Raw genomic sequence first — 19,900 nt, forward strand, 5'->3', positions numbered from 1 at the left:
GAAAGACTGTCTCCATTCATGCCCGATTTGACCGATTCCGTTGCTTCGCCAATTGATCACCTTGCTGAACGCGCGGTGCTGGCAGGGCATGGGGAACGTCCGGCGCTGGTGCTTCGAGACGTTACGCTTAACCACAATCAGTTAAGACTGCGTGTGGGGCAGCTGGCGATGTGGCTGACAGACATCTTGCCAGAGCCAGGGGCGCGAGTGGCAAGCTGGGCGGCGAAAGGTGAGTTGACCTGTCTGCTATCGCTCGCTGCGGCGCGGGCGGGGTTGGTGTATGTGCCAATAAACCCGCTGCTCAAACGCGCGCAGGTGGCCCATATTATTGCCGATAGCGAGGCGAAGCTGCTGATCGGCACGGAATCGCGGCTCGCCAGCCTCGAACCTGGTGATCTTCCAATCTCTTGCGCTGAGCATGGCGAAGGTGAGGCGCTGCGAGAGGCAGACCGCTATGGTGCAATTGGTCCATCGCGGATTGATCCGGCGGAATTGGCGGCGATCCTTTACACCAGCGGATCGACCGGGCGGCCCAAGGGTGTAATGCTAAGCCATGCCAATCTCTGGCTGGGTGCGGTCAGTGTTGCGCATTATCTCAAGATGCAGGCCGATGACGTAACGCTGGCGGTGTTGCCGTTGTCGTTTGATTACGGCCAGAATCAGCTTTTTTCGACCTGGTTCGCTGGCGGCTGCGTAGTGCCACTCGATTTCCTGTTCCCGCGGGACGTGACAAAGGCTTGTTCAAGGCACCGCGTTACAACGCTCGCCGCAGTTCCGCCGCTGTGGGTGCAACTGGTTGAGCTTGATTGGCCGCCAGAGGCTAGCGCTGGGCTGCGGCGTCTAACCAACAGTGGCGGGGCGCTGACGGCGGAACTGGTGGGCGGGCTGCGCAAGGCTTTTCCAAAGGCTGACCTTTACCCAATGTATGGGCTGACAGAGGCGTTTCGTTCGACCTTTCTTGATCCGGCGCTGGTCGATCAGCATCCGACATCAATGGGAACGGCGATCCCCTTTGCTGAAATTCTCGTCATCGACGACACTGGCAACATTGCCGCGCCGGGGGAAGAGGGCGAGTTGGTCCATTGCGGCCCATTGGTAGCGCAAGGATACTGGCAAGATTTCGCGCGCACGGCTGAACGGTTCAGACCAGCCCCCAAAGGATCGACCTATGGCGGCACGGCGGTGTGGTCAGGCGACCGGGTACGGCGCGATCACGATGGCCTGCTCTATTTTATTGGGAGGCGCGATGCGATGATCAAAAGCGCGGGCAACCGTATCAGCCCGCAAGAGATTGAAGAGGCGGCGCTGGCTACCGGCATTGCCGCCGAAGCGGTCGCATTGGGCATACCGGACGAACGGCTAGGCCAAGCTGTGCATCTGATCGTGCGCGGAAATCAGGATGAGGCCAAACAAGCCATGCTTTCCAAAATGTTGCTCAAAGAACTCCCCAATTTCATGCAGCCCCAGGCGATTCATTGGCGCAGCGCAATGCCGCTCAATCCGAACGGCAAGATTGATCGCGCGGCCTTGCACCAAGAAATCGCCAAGGAGGTGCAAGTATGAACATTAAACCGGTTGGCCCTATCCCCGATGGATATTCGTCATCTAACGGCGAACTCGTGATTGGCGGCCGCCGGGTAAGCGAGCTCGTCAAGGATGCGGGTCAAACCCCTTTGTTCGTCTATTCGCGCGCGCATCTGGACCGTCGCGTGGGAGAACTTCGCGCTGCCCTGCCCCCGCGCATTGGGTTGAATTACGCAGTCAAGGCCAATCCACACCCCGCTATCATCGCGCATATGGAGCCTCTGGTTGATGGCTTTGACATCGCCTCCGGTGGCGAATTAGCGATGACGGGTGCTGCCGGGATTGATCCGGCGCGGGTCAGCTTTGCCGGGCCGGGCAAGCGCGATGACGAACTCGAAGCTGCGATTGCTGCGGGCGTGACGCTCAATTGCGAATCCGAAGGGGAGGCGCAGCGCGCGTTGGCCATCGGCGGGCGCATCGGAAAGGCCCCGCGCATTGCCATCAGAGTGAACCCCGATTTTGAGCTCAAGGGTTCGGGAATGAAGATGGGCGGGGGAGCGAAACCCTTTGGTGTCGATGCCGAACGGGTGCCAGTTCTGGCAAGGTCAATCCTCGGTGCAGGAGCAGAATGGCGGGGCCTCCACATCTTCACCGGCAGCCAGGCACTCAGCGCCGATGCTATTATCGAGGCGCAAGGCAATGTCATCGCGCTGGCTGCTCAACTGAGCGATGAAATTGGCGAACGCCTGCCAAAACTCAATATGGGCGGCGGGTTCGGCATTCCCTATTTCCCGAATGACAAAAGGCTGGACCTTGGCGCTGTGGGGCAGGCATTGCACCGCTATGTCGACGCTTTGCCACCTGCTTTTGCTGAGACTGAGTTGTGCGTGGAATTGGGGCGTTATCTGGTTGGCGAGGCTGGAGTTTATTTGTGCCGGATCATCGACCGCAAGGTAAGTCACGGCGTTACCTATCTCGTCACCGATGGGGGGCTGCATCATCAATTGGCGGCATCCGGCAATTTCGGGACGGTGGTGCGCCGCAACTACCCGGCAGCAATTGCTACGCAGTTTGGCGCAGAACCGACTGAGGTGGTAAATATTGTCGGGTGTCTTTGCACTCCGCTTGACCGATTGTCCGATCAGGCCCTGATGCCGCGCGCGGATGTGGGTGATATTGTCGCGGTATTCTGCGCAGGTGCCTATGGTGCAAGCGCCTCTCCAGCGGCGTTTCTGGGGCATGGGCCAGCGAAGGAAATGATCATTTAGGTTTTGCTAAACCTCTGTCCCGAAACGGGATAGGGCATCGATCGACGCGCTATTACTAACAATATATTCACCATTATAAGCGAGAAACTCCGGGACATTCGCGGACCCGGATGTGCAGGTCGCTCCTGCACCTTGATCCTGGCCCGCAGCACTTGGCCAAGGATACGCATCGATGCCCCATTCGCCGTCTCTCCCGCAGCTTGCCGGGATCGCTTTTGCCACCATTGCGGTTTCCGCGTGTAGCGGCGGACCCAGCGCGCAGCTTCCCGCTGCGACCATTTCCACCACGACTCAGGTTCCGGTGGATGATTATGTGCTCGGCCCGCTTGACCAGATCACCATTCATGTCTGGCGCAATCCCGAACTCAGCGCAGAGGATATTCAGATCCGCCCCGATGGACGGGTAACGATTCCATTGGTCCGCGATTTGGTGGCGGTGGGCAAGACCCCCTCGCAGCTAGAAGAGGACATTCGGGTCCGGCTGTCTGAATATATCGAACAGCCAATCGTTTCGGTCATCGTGAATGAATTCAACGGCGCTCTGCCGCAGCAGATTCGCATCACCGGTGCTGGGGCGCAGCCTGCTGCTCTGCCCTACCGCGCGGGAATGACAGTGCTTGATGCGATGATCGCCGTTGGCGGCCTTGGCGAATTTTCGGCGGGCAACCGGGCGACGCTGACGCGCTATGACCCGCAAACCCGGCGTAATGAGGAGTATCGCCTGCGCCTCAAGGATTTGCTCAACCGCGGCGATGCCAGCGCAAATGTCGCGCTCAAACCCGGTGACACGATCTCCATTCCGGAAAGCCGGTTCTGAGGCGCGCTGATAAATGAACGAGATTTTCGAAGAGCTGCGCACAGCGCTGTATTCGGTCTGGCACCGCCGCTGGCTGGCGTTGGCGGTGACATGGGGCGTATGCCTGCTTGGGTGGCTGGTGGTCGCAATGATCCCCAACACATACGAATCCAAGGCGCGCATCTATGTTGATGTGGATGACGTGCTGTCCGAACAATTGGGCATTGCGGGCGACGGGCGCGAGGAGATCACGCGGGTCCGGCAAACGCTGCTGAGCGCGGTAAATCTCGAAAAGGTCATCACTTCGACCAAGCTGGGTGAGAATATCACCGAGCAAAGCGAGATGAACGCTGCCATCGCCCGCCTTGGTGAAGACGTTAAAGTGGCAAGCGAAGAGGACAATCTGTTCTCAATCACCGCCGAAGTCGGCTTGAGCAGTCTGAGCGACGCGGAAAACGCAGTGCTTGCGCGCAATGTGGTTCAGAAATTGCTCGATATCTTCCGTGAGCAGCACATTTCCGGCAACCGCGCGGAAATTAGCGGAGCCATTGCCGACCTCAACCAGCAGCTCGAAGAACGCAAGCTGGAACTTGAAGCTGCAGAAGAGCGGCGACTGGCGTTTGAATCACAATATCCCGAATTGATTGGCGGTTCGCAGACCCTGTCGACCAAGGTTCAGCAGGCGCGGACCGAATCTCGTGACATCGATGCCAACCTTGCAGCCGCGCAAAGCGCGCTCGCGGCGATCAACAGCCAGCTTTCAACTACGCCGCGCACGCTTGTCGGCGGACCGGATGCGGTGGGGCCGCAGGCGTCGCTGCTGCAGGTGCAATCGCAGCTTGCAGAACTTCGCTCTCGCGGGTTGACCGATCAGCATCCAGATGTGGTAGCCACCACGCGGCAGGTCGAAATCCTCACCCGGCAGGTTGCTGCTGCGGGGCCGGGTGCAATGTCGGGCACTCCCAATCCCGCATATTCGTCGCTGCTTGCCTTGCGGGCAGATCGCCAGGCTGGCGTCGAAGCGCTGCAGGCTCGGCGCGCGGCTATCCAGTCCATGATCGCATCGTTGATGGCAAGTCAGGCATCCGAACCCGCCGTCGCAGCCGAGGCCAATCGCATCAGCCGAGATTATGATGTGCTGCGGACCAATTACGAAAGGCTGCTCGAAGATCGCGAGAAGCTGCGTACCCGCGGCGACGTCGTTGACGAAACGAGCCAGTATAAATTTGATCTCGTCGACCCGCCGGTCGTGCCTCAAAAGCCCGCTGCGCCCAATCGTCCCTTGTTGCTGATCGGTGTGCTGTTTGCAGCAATAGCCGCCGGGGCGGGGGTCGCATATGCCATGAGCCAATTGCGGTCGACATTTGCCACCTCGAAAAAGCTCGAAAGTTCGATGGGTTTGCCGGTCATTGGTTCGATTTCACTCAATTTGTCAGACGCAGCAAACGTGCTTGGTCGCCGCAGGCTCAAGCAGTTTGCCGGTGCGAGCGCGGCCTTGTTTGGCGTGCTCGCTATCCTGCTGGTGATTGAAGTCGTCTCGGTCGGAACAATTGCGTGAAGGGGGCCCAGATGACTGAACATAGCAAAATTGGCCATAAGAGTGGCGCTTCATCTGACAAAAAGCGGGCGTCCCTGTTTGAGCGCGCCGATGCGGTTTTTGGCCTCGACAACCTTGGCCCTGCCGCAGTGCCCAAAGACTTGCCCGCGCCCAAGATGCCTGCCGCCCGGCCAAGCCCTGTCCCGCAAGCTGCAGTGCAATCGCAGGCGCATCTCGCTGAGCCTGCTGCAATGGCGCAAGCCTCTGCGAGCACGGCCGCTCCAATCAAGGAGCCAGCGAAAGAGGAGCGCGCGGTTACGTTATGCGGGCCGCGCGTTGAAATCAGCCGTGACTTGCTCAGAGAAGCCAATCTCATCGTTCCCGAAGAGCCGGTAACCGGCTTGCTGGAGGAGTTCCGCATCGTAAAGCGCGAATTGCTCGCCGATGCTCGCGCCGCCAACAATGCCTCCGCGCGCCGGATTCTGGTGTGTTCCCCGCATCCCGGTGAAGGCAAGACCTATTGCGCGACCAACCTGGCGATCGCGCTGGCGGCAGAGCGCGACGTCGAAGTGGTGTTGATCGACGCCGATGTGATCAATCCCTCTGTCACGCGCCGCCTTGGTATTGAGGCTGGGCCGGGTTTGATGGACGCAGTTGCAGACAAGACACTAAAGCCTGAAGAGCTGGTTTCGCCGACCGACATCGCCGGATTGTTCATTATGTCTGCTGGCACCAGCAGCACCCGCGATGCCGAATATCTGACCAGCACCCGCACCGCGCAGGTGCTGGACCGGTTGACCATGGGCGCGTCCAATCGCTTCGTCATCTTTGACACGCCGCCCGCTCTGGCAGCCTCTCCAGCAGCAGAACTGGCGGCGCATGTCGGGCAGGCATTGTTGGTGGTCCGTGCCGATGAAACCAGCCGCGCTGCGCTGGACGATGCGCGTCAGCTTTTGTCGGCCTGCCCCGATATCAAACTCTTGCTCAATGCAGTGCAGTTCAGTCCGTCGGGCCGCCACTTTGGCGATTACGGCGAGAAGGAGGAATAATCGTGCGCTTTCTGAAAGAAACGCTGCTGATGGGCTCTGTTGCCAGCATTCTGGCTGCGCCAGCCTATGCTCAGGACCGCAGCGAAGGTCGCGCCATCACTGTGCAGCCCTATATTGAGGTTAGCCAGATTCTTTCGGCGGAAATTACGCCGGGCGATGAAGTGGTGACCTTCACGCAAGTCGCCGCGGGTGTCGATCTCAATGCGCAGGGCCGCAACAGCGGGGCTTCGGTTTCGGTGCGGTATGAGCGCAATATCGGATATGGCGACGCGGTCGATACAGATACGGTTAGCGGCGTTGCGCGCGGCTATATTGCGGTGGTTCCTCAGGCGCTCAATCTCGAAGCCGGCGCGCTAGCTAGTCGCACCCGGGTCGATGGTGGCGGGGCGGTTTCACCCAATCCGCTGGTGAGCGAAGATGCGACCAGCCAGACCTATGCCCTGTATGCCGGGCCGACGCTCGCGACCAATATCGGCGCGGTTGATCTGACCGCCAATGCGCGCGTTGGCTATAACCGCTTTGAAACCGATGATGCGGTCGTCAACGCCAATGGCGACCCGGTCGACATCTTTGATGACAGCGTGTCCTATAGCGGTCAGGTGCGCGCTGGGACGCGTCCGGGCGATGTTCTGCCAGTTGGCCTTGCGGTCACGGCTGGTGGATATCAGGAAGACATCTCCAATCTCGATCAACGCGTGCGCGACCTTTATGTGCGCGGCGATGTGACGATCCCCGTTTCGCCCTCGCTCGCATTTGTCGGCGGTGCGGGTTACGAGGATGTTGAGGTTTCCAGCCGCGATGCGCTGCGCGATGCGAATGGCGATCCGATAGTCGGAACAGACGGCAGACTGGTCACTGATTCGGCTTCACCGCGCATTGTGGCGTTCGATGTTGACGGCTTGCTTTGGGATGTCGGCGTGTTGTGGCGTCCCAGTTCGCGCACCTCATTGTCGGCCAGTGTGGGGGAACGATATGGTTCGACCACCTATTACGGCTCTTTCACCTATGTCCCCAACGAACGCAGCGCACTTGGCATTTCGGTCTATGACGGCGTCACCGGATTGGGCGGCGCGCTGAACAATTCGCTGGCGTCGCTGTCGAGCGATTTTACTGCACAGCGTAACCCGGTGTCGGGTGATTTTGGCGGACTGGTTTCTGGCGGAGAGGGCGCTGGCGTAGTCGGTACGCTTGGTTCGGTGCGCTCAGCCGCATTTCGCGGTCGCGGCGTTTCGGCGAGTTACCAGCGCCAGATTGGCCAGCTAACGGCGGCATTGGGCGCTGGCTACGATCGCCGCACCTTTATCGCCGCTGCTGGCACTGCGCTCGAGGCGGTCGATGGCCTGACCGATGAAAGCTATTACCTGACCGGCTCGCTTTCCCGGCAGCTTGGCCGCAGCGCCACCCTTCAGACCAATGCCTATATCAATTGGTTCCAGGCGGGCGATGCAAACGGCGATTTGACCGCATTCGGGGCCTCTGCGGCCTATAATCAGTCTCTTACAGACCGGCTTTCGGCGCGCGCTGCGTTGGCAGTTGACTATTTCGACAGCGATTTCTCGGCTGAGGATTTCGCCACTGCAACCGCGCTGCTTGGCCTGCGTTACGATTTCTGATCCACGGAGCTACACACCTCATGTATGATCAATATTACGGCTTCAGCGGACGGCCATTTCAGCTCACCCCTGATCCCGATTTCTATTTTGAAAGCGCCAGCCACAAGAAGGCGTTGAGCTATCTGGGCTATGGACTCAACCAGGGTGAGGGTTTCATCGTCATCACAGGTGAGGTTGGCGCGGGGAAATCGACGCTGGTTGCACATCTGATGGAGCGGATCGACCGCAATGCGCTTACAGTGGCGCAAGTGGTTACGTCGGCTTTGGACGGCGAGGAATTGATCCATGTTGTCGCGCAGGCCTTTGGCCTGCCGGTTGAAGGCCATGATAAGGCCGGTGCCTTGGGTGCAATCGAACGTTTTCTGCAGGACGAGGCCCGCGCGGGTCGCCGCTGTCTGCTGGTGGTGGACGAATGCCAGAACCTCGATCTGACGGCGCTGGAAGAATTGCGAATGCTATCCAATTTCCAATTGGGCGCGCATCCGTTGCTGCAGAGCCTGCTGCTGGGCCAGCCCGAATTCCGGCGGACTTTGGCTCATCATCCTGATCTTGACCAATTGCGTCAACGGATCATCGCCTCGCACCATCTCGAAGCGCTCGATGCCGATGAGGTAGAGGATTACATCCACCACCGGCTCACGCATGTCGGCTGGGATGGACGGCCGCTGTTCGAATACGGCCTGTTGCCAGCGCTCTATGCTGCAACGGGTGGTATTCCACGGCGCGTAAACCAGGTCATGAATCGCCTCTTGCTGCTTGGAGCAATCGAGGAACGCGACGCGGTTGGCACCGATATGCTCGATGCCGTTATGGCCGAAATGACAGCCGATCAATCACATGGATCGCGCGCTGAGACGAGCCCGCTGAGCATTGAAGCGGGTGCAGCCGCACCGGCGCGCGCAATCGATACACAGCCAGGCATTGACAGCGTTCCTCCAACTGAAGTCGCCGCCTTGCTGGCGCAGCGCGATGCCCGCACCGCCAAACTCGAAGCGGCAATCAGCGAATTGCAAGCTGCAGGCGCGAATTGCGATCAGGGCGATGTCTCTGCGGTGATTGACAGCCACCTTGGCGACGCAATTAGCCAGATCGAGTTGCGGCTTGAGGAACAGGAGCGGTCATTTCGCCATGTTCTGACGATGCTGATCGAGTGGCTGGAGGAAGACCCGTCCCGCGAGGCAGCCTGACCATGAATGCCGAAACCCCCTTTCACAGCGCGGATACACGGATTGCCAACGGCCTTTCGGTCGATGTCGAGGACTGGTTTCAGGTTGGTGCGTTCGAAAATGTTATCAAACGCAGCGAATGGGACGGCCTGCGCACACGGGTTGAAAGCAATATTGATCGAATCCTCGATCTTTTTGCCGAGGCAGGCGTTCAGGCAACCTTTTTCACGCTGGGCTGGGTTGCCAGACGCCACCCGGCAATGATCCGCCGCATCGCCGATGCCGGTCACGAAGTGGCCAGCCACGGATATGACCATGCGCGGGTTTTCAACTTTGACCGCAAAGCCTTTGCTGATGATATTCGGCTTGCTCGCGATATACTGGAAGATTGTTCGGGTCGACGGGTTGCCGGCTATCGCGCACCCAGTTTTTCCATCGATCCGCGCAGCAGCTGGGCATTCACGGAACTAGCCGAGCAGGGATACACCTATTCCTCCAGTGTCGCGCCAATTGCGCATGACCATTATGGCTGGCCCGAAGCGCCGCGTTTTGCGTTTCGCCCGGTTGCAACATCGGATCTGGTTGAGATTCCGGTAACCACCGCAATTCTGGGCGGGCGCCGGGTTGCAGCGGGCGGAGGCGGGTTTTTCCGGGTGCTTCCCTATGGTTTCTCGCGCTGGGCCATCCGGCAGGTCAACCACCGCGATGAACGCCCGGCGGTGTTCTATTTTCACCCTTGGGAAATTGACCCCGATCAGCCGCGGGTTGCCGGTGCGCCGCTGCGATCAAAGCTGCGGCATTACACCGGCCTTGATAAAATGGCGGGCAAGCTGAGCGATCTGGTGCACGAATTTCGCTGGACCCGGATGGACGAAATTGCCGCTCGAGAAGCGCTCCGCGCGGTTGATTTCCAAGCCAGCCATGCAGGCGCGACAAAGCGCATAGAGGTGCCTGCGTGAATGCGCCGGTCAACATGATCCAGCAGGTCAGCCTGTATGATCCCGCTGACACGGCGATGTGCGCCCGGATTGAAGGGTTTGTGTGCGAACGGCGCGGCAGCCTGTTTCACCGCCCCGCTTGGCTGAATGCGGTGGCAAGAGGCACAGGGCAGCAGGCCTGCGGGCTGGTTGCACAGCAATTGGGCGCGGTGACCGGGTGGCTTCCCCTGACAGCGGTTCGCTCAGTCTTGTTTGGCAAGGCGCTGGTTTCCAGCGGATTTGGGGTGGGCGGCGGCATTCTTGCAGATAGTGAGGAGGTTGTCCGGGTTCTTGCCAAGGCGGCGCAGGATCATGCCCGGCGCGGCGGTTTTGCCAGTGTCGAACTGCGCGGGGGGCCTATTCCCGCAGATTGGCGCAGATGGAATGATAAACACTGCGGGTTCGAGCGCGCGCTTGCCGCCGATGACGAAGCCGAATTGCTTGCTATCCCGCGCAAGGCCCGCGCTGAGGTGCGCAAGGGGCTGAAGAACGGTTTGACGGTGCGTATTGGCAGTGATTCGGATGACTTGGCGGCGCATTACGTCGCTTACAGCGAAAGCGTCCGCAATCTGGGTACGCCGGTCTTTCCCAAGCGACTGTTTCGCGCGATGATTGAGATGTTTCCTGGAACCAGTGACATCCTGACCGTAAGCGATGCTGACAGACCAATCGCCAGCGTGCTTTCGTTTTATCACAATGGTGCAGTGATGCCGTTCTGGGGCGGCGGTTCGTTTGCTGCCCGCGCCGCCCGGGCGAATGAGCTGATGTATTATGAGTTGATGCTTCATGCCCGAAGAAAAGGCATGCAAAGCTTTGATTTTGGGCGATCAAAGACCGCTAGCGGGCCGTATCATTTCAAGAAGAACTGGGGGTTTGAACCGCAGCCCTTGACCTATGGCGAATGGGCGGGCGATGGGGCGCGGACGCGCGATGTGGATCCCACCAGCGCAGCTTATTCACGCAAGATTGAGCTTTGGAAGAAGCTGCCACTGCCGTTGGCCAATGCTGCCGGTCCGTTTATCGCGCGTGGGCTTGCCTGAGCAATTATATGGGCGAAATTCTCTTTCTTGCGCACCGTGTGCCGTTTCCGCCTGACCGCGGAGATAAAATTCGCGCGCATCATTTGCTTAGGAGACTGGCAAGCATCGCGCCGGTCCATGTTGGGTGCTTTGCCGAAAGCGATGCAGACCGGGTTGGAAAGGCTAATCTTGAAGCCATCGCTGCCTCGCATTGCATCGTGAACCGATCAAAGCCACTTGTGCTGGCTGGAGTAGAGGCTTTGGCGGCGCGCAAGCCGGTCAGCCTGACCGCGTTCCACAGTCATGCGCTGGAAAAATGGGTGCGAAGCGTGATTGCGGAGCGTTACATTGACACCATCGTGATTTTTTCTGGTCAGATGGGCCAATATATACCTGACGGATTTGCCGGACGCGTCGTGATCGACCTGTGCGATGTCGATAGCGCAAAGTTTGAAAGCTACGCCGCATCTGGCACGCGGGTCTGGGTAAACCTCCGCGAAGGGCGGCTGTTGGCGCGATATGAAGAGGAACTCGCACGCCGCGCTGACGCGACGATCCTGATTTCCGAAGCCGAGGCGGCCCTGTTTCGTTCCCGCCTTCGTTCGCCTGCGACGGTGAACGTGCAGGTGATTGGGAATGGGATCGACGCCGCCTACTTCGATCCGCAACGCGCTGAAACGCATGGAGAGATTGCTGCAAGACCAGGCCCTCATTTTACCTTTACCGGGCAAATGGATTATCCACCGAACGAGGCTGCCGCGCTTTGGGCCATTAAGGAATTTCTGCCGGAAATCCGCAAATCTTTCCCCGAAGCGGAACTGCATATCGTTGGGCGTGGTCCGACACGAACGTTGCTATCCATGAAGCCAACGAAAGGCCTCTCGATCTGGGGTGAGGTTCCCGACGTCCGCCCCTTTATCTCAGTGACGAACTGTGTGATCGTTCCCCTGATGATTGCACGCGGTGTGCAGAACAAGGTGCTCGAAGCGATGGCAATGGCACGTCCTGTGCTCCTGACGCCGCAGGCGGCGACTGGAATTGATGCAACAGACGGCGAACATTGGCTGGTCTGTAAGCCATCGCCCACTGCGATGGCAGGGCGGATCAAGACGCTGCTGAACGCTCCAGACCACGCCTTTGAAATGGGAAGTGCGGCGCGGCAATTTGTGCTCGATCATCACGATTGGGACGCAACGTTGGCACCGCTCGAACGGCTCATTGGCATGAGCGAAAGCGAGGCCCGTGATGCAGCCTGAGGCAGTCCGTTCGGATACAGGACCCCAACGACCCCTTACGCAAATGTCGCAAGCCTGGCGCGCGTCGTTCGCCGTGCTGTTAGTCGGCGCTTTGGCGGTTGTGGCGCTGGCCGCGCGCGAATGGGGTGAGATGTTTCACCAATGGTGGCATATCGACACCTACACCCACATTCTGCTTGCTCCGGTCATCATCGGGTGGCTGGTTACGCTCAAATTTGGGGAACTTGCCAAGCTTGAACCGGAGCCATGGTTTCCGGGGCTCTTGATCGTTGCCGCTGGATTGAGCTTGTGGATCCTTGGCCGCGCGAGCGAGATCAATATAATCGCGCATGCTGGGGCGGTGGGCGTGTTGCAGGGTGTGGTGGTAACCGCAATCGGGCCGCGCGCCGCGCTGGTGCTGGCGCTGCCGATAGCCTTTGGTGCCTTCCTGGTCCCGATAGGTGATGAGTTTATTCCGGTATTGCAGGCCATTACCGCTGAAATTGCGGTTGCGCTGACATTGTGGAGTGGCATTCCAGCGGTGGTTGACGGCATCTACATCGACACACCCGTCGGCCTGTTCATTGTTGCAGAAGCGTGTTCGGGGGTGAAGTTTCTCGCCGCAATGATCACGCTCGCAGTGCTAGTTTGCTTCACCCGCTTTGACAGCTGGCGACGCCGTGCGGCTTTCATGGCGGTTTCGGTCATCGTCCCGATCATCGCCAATGGCATCCGCGCATGGGGCACGATCTATATTGCGCAAAGTCAGGGCGTCGAATTTGCCGCCGGGTTCGATCATATTTTCTATGGCTGGATTTTCTTTGCAATGGTTGTCGCGTTGATCCTGTCCGCTGCATGGCGTTATTTTGAACGCGAACCGGAGGAATTCGGTTGGAGCACCGCGCAAGTCGGCGCATTTGCCTGGCTGCAGAAGTTGGAGTCGGCGCATACCGCTCCCGTCACCGCGCTGGCTGGCTTTGCCGGGCTTACAATACTGGCGGGCATGACCGCTGCGATTGTGGCCCCCGCTGCATTGGGCTAAGCGCAGCAATAGCCATGTGCGGGATCGCCGGACTCTTTCATGCTGAAACGCCCAAGCCCGTCGATCCCATGCGGATTGAGCGGATGTGCAACGCGCTGGCCCATCGCGGACCAGATGGCGCCGGCGTCTGGACCGATCACGGAGTGGGGCTGGGCCATCGCCGCCTCTCGATCATCGACCTCGAAGGATCACCGCAGCCCATGCGTTCAGCCGATAGCAGCGCGGTGATCGCCTTTAACGGTGAAATCTACAATTTCAGGGAATTGCGGCGCGAACTCGAATCTCAAGGCACGCGATTCCGGACCGCTGGCGACACCGAGGTCATCCTTGCCGCCTATCAAAGATGGGGCGTGGATTGCCTGGAGAAGCTGCACGGCATGTTCGCTTTTGCGCTATACGACCGGGACAACCGGAAATTGCTATTGGCCCGCGACCGGTTCGGGGTGAAGCCCCTGTTCATGGCGCGGTTGTCGGATGGCAGTTTGGCGTTCGCTTCTGAACTGAAAGGCCTGCTCGCCCATCCGTTGATGCGCCGCCGTGTCGATCAGACCGCGCTCGATGCCTATATGACTTGGGGTTACGTCCCCGACACGCATTCGATCCTGTCTGGGGTGGAGAAACTGGGCGCGGGTCATTTTCTGCTGATTGAGCAAGGCAAGCCCGTGCCTCTTCAGCGCCGCTGGTGGGACATCAGCTTTGGCGAACGAGCCAGCGGCAGCGAAGCCGATCTTTCGGCAGAGTTGGTGCATCTGATGCGGCAAGCGGTGCAATCGCGGATGGTTTCCGACGTGCCGCTCGGTGCATTCCTTTCAGGCGGGGTTGATAGCTCCAGCGTAGTAGCGTTGATGAGCGAGGCGAGCGCCGAACCTGTGCGGACGTGTTCGATCGGCTTCGACGTCGCCGCGCTTGATGAAACCAGTTACGCGCAGACTATCGCTGACAAATTTGGCACGGCGCACGAATCCCGCACGGTTGGGCAGCACGACTTTGGCGCAATCGATCAGCTTTCGGCGATGTTCGATGAACCTTTTGCCGATGCCTCGGCCCTGCCAACCTGGCGGGTGTGCCAATTGGCCCGTGAAAAGGTGACCGTTGCGTTGTCGGGAGACGGTGCAGACGAAGCCTTTGCTGGCTATCGGCGACAGATCTTTCACCACAATGAGGAACGACTGCGCGCGCTGCTGCCCAAGGGCTTGCGTCAACCCTTGTTCGGAACATTGGGCCGGGCATGGCCAAAGGCGGATTGGGCACCGCGTCCGCTGCGCGCCAAATCGACACTGCTCGCGTTGGCGGAGAACGGTGAGGAAGGCTATGCGCGCGGCCTGTCAGTGATGACGCCTGAGGCGCGCGGTGCGCTGTATTCCAACGAATTTTCCGCAGCATTATCCGGCTTTCGTGCGGAGGATGAATTGATTCGGCTGATGGCGAATGCTCCAGCACAGAGCGGGCTTGACCGCGCACAATATGCCGATCTTAAATTCTGGTTGCCCGGCGATATTCTGACCAAGGTCGACCGCACCAGCATGGCCGTCAGCCTCGAAGCGCGTGAACCGTTGCTCGATCACCGGCTTGTCGAATTTGCGGCGCGGCTTCCCGAAAACATGCGGGTGCGCCGCGGGACCGGCAAGTTTCTGCTGAAGAAATGCATGGAACGCTATTTACCGCAGGAAATTCTCTACCGCCCAAAACAGGGCTTCGTTACACCAATCGCGGATTGGTTTCGGGGCCCATTGAGCGGCGCAGCGCGCGCGATATCTTCTAGTTCCATCATAACGCAATCTGGTTGGTTTCAGCCGCGCGCGCTGGCGGAGTTGGCAGACGCACATATCGCCGGACGCAGCGACAATTCGCGGGTTCTGTGGCAATTGTTGATGCTGGAAAAATCGCTGTCCCAACTTGATGTCACCGCCTGAACGCTTGTGAGCGGCTTGATTTATCCACAAGTGGTCAAATATTGTCGGCAATTTTTTGGTCTCTTGACCCGATTTGAGACTCGCCCTGCCGTAATAGCTCAAATAATTCATTGCCAGATTTCGCTCCCTTGGATTAGAGTCTGCGCGTAGACGGCAAAACAGCCGCACAAATGCCTGACTGCACAAGGCGTTGGGCGTACAGGGTCGAACCGGAGTAACGCGCAATGGACAGCAGCGCCAGCAGGGCAGTTCCATTAACAGATGAAATTGAATTGCTCGCCGAAAGCGCGCTCCACGCGTCAATCCCAAAAGAATTGGTTGCATTGGGGGAACTTGACGTTCTCTATGAAGGCCGTTCAGCGACGCTTTGGACTTACATGAATCCCAAGGGGCGACCCAGTTTTACTCCAATTATGCTCAACGATTTTGAACGTTGGCAGGATCTAATCGAGCAAGGGTTCGGCCCGGACAAGGTCCCATTGCGTTATCTTGTGCTCGGCAGCCGATCGCCAGACGTTTTCTGTTTCGGCGGTGATCTTGAATTGTTTCAGCGGTTGATCCGAGAACGCAAGCGCGAAGCTCTGGTTGAATATGGCCATCGCTGCTGCCGAATTCTCGATCGCAATATTCGCACGCTTGGTATTCCCATGCTGACGATTGGAATGGTGCAGGGCACGGCATTGGGCGGCGGGTTTGAGGCTCTGTTGTCGTTCGATTATATCGTCGCGGAAAAGCAGGCGACGTTTGGTCTCCCCGAAATCATGTTTGGCCTATACCCCGGTATGGGCGCACACGCATTCCTCGCGCGGAAGCTTGGAAGTGCGATGGCCGACCGGATAATCGTTTCTAATGAAACGTTCACAGCGCAGCAGATGTACGACCTTGGTTTGGTTCATGCCTTGGCGGAGCCCGGAGACGGGGTGAATGCGGTGCGAGATTTTATCAAGAAATCGGATCGCCGCCATGCCGGTCTTGTCGGATCGCGCCGCGCAATCAAGGAAGTGTGGCAGCTGCACCTTTCAGAACTCAACCGCATCACTGAAATGTGGGCCGACACCGCCTTGCAATTGCGCGAGCAGGATCTGAAAGTCATGAGCCGTCTGGTCGCTGCGCAGGCCCGTCTGGCAGAGCGCATCGCCGCAGCGTAAACCGCGATTCAATGCTCAGCGCCATGGCCCAGTGCCATATATTCGTCGCTTTGCATTTCATTGAGTCTGCTCGCAGTGCGTTCAAATTCAAACGATCCATCGCCCGCAAGATAAAGCGTATCCGGACCGGCCTCTGCGGTGGCAAACAATTTGACCCGGTGTTCGTACAGGGCATCGATCAAGGTAACGAAGCGCGCGGCTTCATTGCGCTTGTCAGGCCCCATCTGGGGGATGCCAACCAGAATCACCGTGTGAAAGGCGCGCGCTATCGCAAGGTAGTCGGGCGCGCCGCGCGCTTCGCCGCACAGCCGTTTGAAGCTGAAAACGCCCACGCCCTTTAGCGATTTGGGAACATGGATTGACCGTTTTGCCCCGATGGCCAGCTCTGCCGATGGCACATTGGCAGCATCTTCGGGTGCGAAATCGGTTAGACGGAAGAACACCTCGCGCACCTTGGCCGTCGCTTCCTCACCAGTGGGAGCATACCAGCTGGCCATATCGCCAATCCGGTCGAGCCGGTAGTCGGTCGGTCCATTCAATCCGACGACATCCAGCTCTTTCTCGATCAGATCGATGAACGGCAGGAAATGTTCGCGGTTCAACCCATCCTTGTAGAGATCCCCCGGCGGGCGGTTGGACGTGGTGACGATCGTCACTGCATGTTCAACCATCAGCGCTCTGAACAGGCGGCTCATGATCATGGCATCGGCTGAATTGCCGATCACCATCTCGTCAAAGGCCAAACATCGCACTCCGCTGGCTATCGCCGCAGCGACGGGTGCGATGGGGTCGCCGGTCTGGTTCCTGCGCTCCAGACGGATGCGTTCGTGAACCTCCTGCATGAATTCGTGGAAGTGAACGCGGCGTTTGGCACGAATATCGAGGCAATCGTGAAACAGGTCCATCAGCATGCTCTTGCCGCGTCCGACGCCTCCCCACATGTACACGCCGGTAATTGCGGCGGGCTTTTGCGGGCGCAGCCTGCTTGCGAGGCGGTCGAGCAATCCTGCTTTGCCTGTTTGCGCAGCGGCCTCCAGTTCTGACTGCGCCTGACCAAGCCGGATGGCGGCGCGGCGCTGATCCGGATCGGGTTGCAGTTCCCCCCCCGCAACGAGTTCGTCGTAGCGCGAGAGGACTTTCATCACCGTTCCTTGCGCGCCGCGAATTTGCGGATGATACCGCTGTATGCGGCCACCCGGTCATCGTCCTGCACAACCTCGCCGCGCACGAACATCAGCTTTCCGGTCTCGCGCATGATCTCGGTCACGGCATCCAGAGGGCGGCCTTCATCGCCGCCGCCGATGAACTGCGTCGAAAGCTCCAGCGTCACCGATGGTCCGGCGTTGCCGCTGCCGATCACATGCATCGTTGTGAACATCGAGATGTCGATCAAGCCCAAAGTCACCGCGCCGTGAATGATCCCTTGCAGGTTCATGTGGCGGCGTTCCGGAAACATCCTTAGCCGGCATTTGTCCGCTTCTCGGCGCGTAATGAGCCTGCCCATCACCGCTCCGTTGAACAGCGTTTCATCCCTAAGGTTCCAGTGATGCCAGCCCGGATTTGCCGGGTCGGGCAGATGGTCGAATACGTCCTCTGGCAATCCCACGAATCAGATCGCGCGTTCGGCCATCAGCTTCTTGGTTTCGGCAATCGCCTTGGCCGGGCTCAGGCCCTTGGGACAGACGTTCGAGCAATTCATGATCGTGTGGCAACGATACAGACGGAACGGGTCTTCCAGCTCATTGAGCCGTTCGCCCGTCATCTCGTCGCGGCTGTCGGCCAGCCAGCGATAGGCTTGCAGCAGGATCGCCGGGCCCAGAAATTTGTCTGAATTCCACCAATAGGACGGGCACGATGTCGAACAGCACGCGCACAGAATGCACTCATAAAGTCCGTCCAGTTTCTCGCGCTGTTCGGGCGATTGCAGCCGTTCCTTGCCCGAAGGCGTCGGGCTGACGGTTTGCAGCCATGGCCGGATCGAGGCGTATTGCGCGTAGAAATGGGTGAAGTCAGGGACCAGATCCTTGATCACGTCCATATGGGGCAGGGGAGTGATGCGAATCTCGCCCTTCAGATCCTCAATCGCGGTGGTGCAGGCGAGACCATTCTTACCATTGAGGTTCATCGAACACGAACCGCAAATCCCCTCGCGGCAGGACCGGCGAAAGGTCAGCGTCGGGTCAATCTCGTTCTTGATCTTGATCAGCGCATCCAGAACCATCGGGCCGCAATCATCAAGGTTGAGCTCGAATTTGTCATAGCGCGGATTCTGACCGCTGTCGGGGTCATAGCGATAGACTTTGAACGACTTCACCCGGCCGCCGCCAGACGCCTTGTGCACCTTGCCGTCTTTGCGGATGGTCGAATTCTTTGGAAGGGTGAAAGTCGCCATTATCTCTTGATCCCTGATTGCCCCGGCATCCTATCTAACGCATGAGCGATGTGAGGCAAGACGCGAAGTGATGCCTGGTTTGCGCAGAGTTTTGCGCTGCGCTCAACTCTGCATTGTGGCCTGACAGCGAAGGGCGTGTTTGCAAAAACCCGATTGCCCTCATAAAATATTGAAATATATATTATTTTGGATTTCGTGGTAAGACTCTGTGACTTTCCAGAAACGCTGCGATCAAAGGAGAGTGGCTCGCAACTTTTCGGGAACTTCATGGACATTCGCCCGCTTTAGCGCACATGCAGAGAGTAGGAAACTGGCCAGATTCCTGCCCACGTAGCGCCGCCGTGTTCGGCAGCAGCGGAGGGATCGGAAAGGCGCTATGTGAGGCATTGGCACAGCGTGGATGCGAAACCATTCATGCCGGTTCGCGCAGCGGAGTTGAACCCGTTGGGCCGCAATACCGCCCTTTCACCTTTGATCTTGAAGACGAAGCCAGCATCCAATCCGCAGCCGAGGCGATGCAGGACAATCCGCCCGAATGGGTCATCATTGCTACTGGAGTTTTGACGCTACCCGATGGCACCGGACCAGAACGGAGCTACAAACGGATTGATGCCGCCGCGATGGCCAAGGTGCTGGCGCTCAATACGATCGGTCCGGCGCTGATTGCCAAGCATTTTCTTCCGCTGTTGCCGCGCGATAGACGCTGTGTCTTTGCCGCGCTCAGCGCGCGAGTCGGATCGATCAGCGACAATGGCTTGGGCGGGTGGCATTCCTACCGCGCGTCGAAAGCGGCGCTCAATATGCTGATCAGGAACTTCGCGCTCGAAATGGCGCGTTCGCATCAACGCAGCATCATCGTCGGCCTGCACCCCGGCACCGTGGACAGCCCCCTGTCAGAACCGTTTCAGGCCAACCTGCCAGAAGGCCAATTGACCCCGCCCGATGCGGCGGCAGGCAATTTGCTGGAGGTGCTGGCCGGCCTGTCGTCGGATGACAGCGGCGGTGTGTTCGATTTCGCCGGAAAGCGAGTGCCTGCCTGAGGTGGCGGGGCAGGGCAGGGTTGTCCGAGCGGTATGGCGGCTTTAGGCGAAATGACCTGACCCGCTGGGTGGCTGATATTGGGTGGTAAGCTGTCGCCTTGCGAAGCCTCTTCACCCACCCCCGCTCAGCCTGAGCTTGTCGAAGGCCATGCGCCGAGGCTACTCACCGGGAATGGAGTTC

At 59.0% G+C, this 19,900-nt stretch carries 17 protein-coding genes; 14 read left to right on the plus strand and 3 right to left on the minus strand.

Annotated elements, in window-relative coordinates:
- Nucleotides 1–18 precede the first annotated feature (18 nt).
- The 13 genes from ACM64M_RS07450 (at nucleotide 19) to ACM64M_RS07510 (ending at nucleotide 16,287) form a co-directional block, all read left to right on the plus strand.
- Nucleotides 19–1,563: an acyl-CoA ligase (AMP-forming), exosortase A system-associated gene (locus tag ACM64M_RS07450; RefSeq protein ID WP_416228042.1), complete on the plus strand. Its 1,545-nt coding sequence runs from the start codon at nucleotides 19–21 to the stop codon at nucleotides 1,561–1,563.
- A gap of 2 nt (nucleotides 1,564–1,565) precedes the next feature.
- On the plus strand, nucleotides 1,566–2,792 hold the full coding sequence (locus ACM64M_RS07455) for a pyridoxal-dependent decarboxylase, exosortase A system-associated (RefSeq protein ID WP_416228065.1): 1,227 nt from the start codon (nucleotides 1,566–1,568) through the stop codon (nucleotides 2,790–2,792).
- A gap of 172 nt (nucleotides 2,793–2,964) precedes the next feature.
- Nucleotides 2,965–3,609: an XrtA/PEP-CTERM system exopolysaccharide export protein gene (locus ACM64M_RS07460; RefSeq protein WP_416228043.1), complete on the plus strand. Its 645-nt coding sequence runs from the start codon at nucleotides 2,965–2,967 to the stop codon at nucleotides 3,607–3,609.
- 13 nt (nucleotides 3,610–3,622) lie between these two features.
- Nucleotides 3,623–5,146, plus strand: a complete 1,524-nt coding sequence (locus ACM64M_RS07465) for an XrtA system polysaccharide chain length determinant (protein ID WP_416228044.1) — start codon at nucleotides 3,623–3,625, stop codon at nucleotides 5,144–5,146.
- Nucleotides 5,147–5,157: 11 nt separating this feature from the next.
- A complete protein-coding gene (locus ACM64M_RS07470) occupies nucleotides 5,158–6,174 on the plus strand; it encodes a P-loop NTPase (RefSeq protein WP_416228045.1) in 1,017 nt (338 codons plus the stop codon).
- A gap of 2 nt (nucleotides 6,175–6,176) precedes the next feature.
- A complete protein-coding gene (locus ACM64M_RS07475) occupies nucleotides 6,177–7,787 on the plus strand; it encodes a preprotein translocase subunit YajC (RefSeq protein WP_416228046.1) in 1,611 nt (536 codons plus the stop codon).
- A 20-nt stretch (nucleotides 7,788–7,807) separates the two neighbouring features.
- Nucleotides 7,808–8,974: an XrtA/PEP-CTERM system-associated ATPase gene (locus tag ACM64M_RS07480; protein ID WP_416228047.1), complete on the plus strand. Its 1,167-nt coding sequence runs from the start codon at nucleotides 7,808–7,810 to the stop codon at nucleotides 8,972–8,974.
- A 2-nt stretch (nucleotides 8,975–8,976) separates the two neighbouring features.
- On the plus strand, nucleotides 8,977–9,912 hold the full coding sequence (locus ACM64M_RS07485; RefSeq protein ID WP_416228048.1) for an XrtA system polysaccharide deacetylase: 936 nt from the start codon (nucleotides 8,977–8,979) through the stop codon (nucleotides 9,910–9,912).
- Complete coding sequence (locus tag ACM64M_RS07490; protein ID WP_416228049.1) at nucleotides 9,909–10,970, plus strand: FemAB family XrtA/PEP-CTERM system-associated protein; 1,062 nt, start codon at nucleotides 9,909–9,911, stop codon at nucleotides 10,968–10,970. Before ACM64M_RS07485 ends, ACM64M_RS07490 begins: the two co-directional genes overlap by 4 nt.
- Nucleotides 10,971–10,978: 8 nt before the next feature.
- Nucleotides 10,979–12,205, plus strand: coding sequence for a TIGR03087 family PEP-CTERM/XrtA system glycosyltransferase (locus ACM64M_RS07495; RefSeq protein WP_416228050.1), 1,227 nt, complete (start codon nucleotides 10,979–10,981; stop codon nucleotides 12,203–12,205).
- 43 nt (nucleotides 12,206–12,248) lie between these two features.
- The gene (gene xrtA / locus ACM64M_RS07500) at nucleotides 12,249–13,226 is read left to right on the plus strand and encodes an exosortase A (RefSeq protein WP_416228051.1); all 978 of its coding nucleotides are present in this window, start codon (nucleotides 12,249–12,251) and stop codon (nucleotides 13,224–13,226) included.
- A 14-nt stretch (nucleotides 13,227–13,240) separates the two neighbouring features.
- Nucleotides 13,241–15,139, plus strand: a complete 1,899-nt coding sequence (locus ACM64M_RS07505; protein WP_416228052.1) for an XrtA/PEP-CTERM system amidotransferase — start codon at nucleotides 13,241–13,243, stop codon at nucleotides 15,137–15,139.
- Nucleotides 15,140–15,462: 323 nt separating this feature from the next.
- Entirely contained in the window at nucleotides 15,463–16,287 is an 825-nt protein-coding gene (locus ACM64M_RS07510) for a crotonase/enoyl-CoA hydratase family protein (RefSeq protein WP_416228053.1), read from the plus strand.
- Between the two features lie 8 nt (nucleotides 16,288–16,295).
- On the opposite strand, the gene zapE is transcribed toward ACM64M_RS07510, so the two are convergent.
- The 3 genes from zapE to ACM64M_RS07525 are packed head-to-tail and all read right to left on the minus strand — an operon-like array spanning nucleotide 16,296 to nucleotide 18,679.
- A complete protein-coding gene (gene zapE, locus ACM64M_RS07515) occupies nucleotides 16,296–17,432 on the minus strand; it encodes a cell division protein ZapE (RefSeq protein WP_416228054.1) in 1,137 nt (378 codons plus the stop codon).
- Nucleotides 17,429–17,893 carry a PaaI family thioesterase gene (locus tag ACM64M_RS07520; protein WP_416228055.1) on the minus strand — a complete coding sequence of 155 codons (465 nt, stop codon included), beginning with the start codon at nucleotides 17,891–17,893 and terminating at the stop codon, nucleotides 17,429–17,431. Before ACM64M_RS07520 ends, zapE begins: the two co-directional genes overlap by 4 nt.
- Nucleotides 17,894–17,896: 3 nt before the next feature.
- A complete protein-coding gene (locus tag ACM64M_RS07525) occupies nucleotides 17,897–18,679 on the minus strand; it encodes a succinate dehydrogenase iron-sulfur subunit (RefSeq protein WP_416228056.1) in 783 nt (260 codons plus the stop codon).
- A 293-nt stretch (nucleotides 18,680–18,972) separates the two neighbouring features.
- On the opposite strand from ACM64M_RS07525, the gene ACM64M_RS07530 reads away from it, so the two are divergent.
- Nucleotides 18,973–19,719 carry an SDR family NAD(P)-dependent oxidoreductase gene (locus ACM64M_RS07530; protein ID WP_416228057.1) on the plus strand — a complete coding sequence of 249 codons (747 nt, stop codon included), beginning with the start codon at nucleotides 18,973–18,975 and terminating at the stop codon, nucleotides 19,717–19,719.
- Nucleotides 19,720–19,900: the final 181 nt, after the last annotated feature.

The sequence above is a fragment of the Qipengyuania sp. ASV99 genome, assembly GCF_047872805.1.
Classification (GTDB): Bacteria; Pseudomonadota; Alphaproteobacteria; order Sphingomonadales; family Sphingomonadaceae; genus Erythrobacter.